Raw genomic sequence first — 1,830 nt, 5'->3', positions numbered from 1 at the left:
GGTTCCACCACCGGCCGGACGGGACGATCGCGTACGCCGAGAACCCGCCGAAGAAGTACCAGGACATCTACCCGATCGCCTTCGACGCCGACATGGACGGGCTGGTCGCCGAGACCCTGCGGGTGCTGCGGCACTGGATGTCGTACGGCGTGCGCATCTTCCGGGTGGACAACCCGCACACCAAGCCGGTGGTGTTCTGGGAGCGGGTCATCGGGGAGATCAACCGGACCGACCCAGACGTGGTCTTCCTCGCCGAGGCGTTCACCCGGCCCGCGATGATGCACACCCTCGCGCAGATCGGTTTCCAGCAGTCGTACACGTACTTCACCTGGCGCAACACCAAGGAGGAACTCACCGAGTACCTGACCGAGCTGTCGGGCGAGGCGGCCTCCTACATGCGGCCGAACCTGTGGCCCAACACCCCCGACATCCTGCACGCCCACCTCCAGCACGGCGGGCGCCCCGCCTTCGAGGCACGGGCGGTCCTCGCCGCGACGCTCTCCCCCTCCTGGGGGGTCTACAGCGGGTACGAGCTGTGCGAGAACACCCCGGTCAAGGAGGGCAGCGAGGAGTACCTCGACTCCGAGAAGTACCAGCTCAGGCCGCGGGACTGGGAGGCAGCCGGGCGTGAGGGCCGCACCATCGCCCCGCTCATCACCCGGCTCAACGAGATCCGGCGGGCGAATCCCGCGCTGCGGCAGCTGCGGGACCTGCACTTCCACCACGCCGACCAGGACGCGGTGATCGCCTACTCGAAGCGGAGCGGTTCGAACACGGTTCTGGTGGTCGTCAACCTCGACCCCCACCACACCCAGGAGGCCACGGTCTCGTTGGACATGCCGCAACTCGGCCTCGACTGGCACGAGTCCGTGCCGGTGCGCGACGAGCTCACCGGCGAGACCTACCACTGGGGCAGGGCCAATTACGTGCGCCTCGAACCGGGCACCCGGCCCGCGCACGTCCTGACCGTCCTGCGACCGTCCACCCCGCAGATCGGAGGGTCACCCACACGATGATCGTCAACGAGCCCGTTCACGACACCTTCGAGGACACCCCGGCCAAGGACCGCGACCCCGACTGGTTCAAACGAGCCGTCTTCTACGAGGTCCTCGTCCGTTCCTTCCAGGACAGCAACGGCGACGGCGTCGGCGACCTCAAGGGCCTGACCGCCAAACTCGACTACCTCCAGTGGCTGGGCGTCGACTGCCTGTGGCTGCCGCCCTTCTTCAAGTCACCGCTGAAGGACGGCGGCTACGACGTCTCCGACTACACCGCCGTCCTCCCCGAGTTCGGCGACCTCGCCGACTTCGTGGAGTTCGTCGACGCCGCCCACCAGCGCGGCATGCGCGTCGTCATCGACTTCGTCATGAACCACACCAGCGACCAGCACCCGTGGTTCCAGGAGTCCAGGAAGGACCCCGACGGGCCCTACGGCGACTACTACATGTGGGCCGACGACGACAAGCAGTACGCCGACGCCCGGATCATCTTCGTCGACACCGAGGTCTCCAACTGGACCTTCGACCCGGTGCGCAAGCAGTACTTCTTCCACCGCTTCTTCTCCCACCAGCCCGACCTCAACTACGAGAACCCCGCCGTGCAGGAGGAGATGATCTCGGCGCTGCGGTTCTGGCTGGACCTGGGCATCGACGGCTTCCGTCTCGACGCGGTGCCGTACCTGTACGCCGAGGAGGGTACGAACTGCGAGAACCTCCCCGCGACGCATGAGTTCCTGAAGCGGGTCCGCAAGGAGATCGACGCCCAGTACCCGGACACCGTGATCCTGGCGGAGGCCAACCAGTGGCCCGAGGACGTCGTCGACTACTTCGG

Annotated in this window: 2 protein-coding genes; both read left to right on the top strand. The window is 66.9% G+C overall.

The features are described 5' to 3' along the window. Positions 1 to 1,016: alpha-amylase family glycosyl hydrolase (locus tag ACZ5Y0_RS36865; RefSeq protein WP_469132994.1), on the top strand; the 1,016-nt coding region annotated here is incomplete at its 5' end. Then, positions 1,013 to 1,830: alpha-amylase family glycosyl hydrolase (locus tag ACZ5Y0_RS36860; protein ID WP_469132993.1), on the top strand; the 818-nt coding region annotated here is incomplete at its 3' end. The genes ACZ5Y0_RS36865 and ACZ5Y0_RS36860, both read left to right, overlap by 4 nt.

It is taken from the genome of Streptomyces sp. NPDC033216, from assembly GCF_055577115.1.
Note: the sequence above shows the minus strand (reverse complement) of the source record. Positions and strands in the feature narration are given on the sequence as shown.